Raw genomic sequence first — 394 nt, forward strand, 5'->3', positions numbered from 1 at the left:
CGCTCGACTTGCATGTATTAGGCACGCCGCCAGCGTTCGTCCTGAGCCAGGATCAAACTCTCCAAGAAAGTTGATTAGCTCATTTGTTACGTTGGCTCGTGTTCTTCATATTAATAGAAGAAACACGATTAATATTGTTTGTTTGCACGATTTTGTTTGTTTAGTTTTCAAAGAACAATTTTGTTCGTCAGAAGCGACATTTATTATTATATCGAAACTCTATCATTATGTCAATATAATAATTCAACTTTTTTCACACTCACTTTTAACTGATTAACCTGCTGTCAAAAGCGACTTCCTTATAGTATCACCCTCCTATTAATTATGCAACAAAAAGTTTTTTCTTTTTTTTAGGAAGGTCTAACGGTTCTCGGTTCAATAAAGAACCAGGAGA

The 394-nt window shown here is 35.3% G+C and carries 1 rRNA gene; it reads right to left on the reverse strand.

The window, feature by feature from the left end:
• Window positions 1-68, reverse strand: a 16S ribosomal RNA gene (locus V7659_RS28985); the annotation flags it as partial.
• Window positions 69-394: the final 326 nt, after the last annotated feature.

This window comes from Neobacillus drentensis (assembly GCF_036966985.1).
Classification (GTDB): domain Bacteria; phylum Bacillota; class Bacilli; order Bacillales; family Cytobacillaceae; genus Neobacillus; species Neobacillus drentensis_E.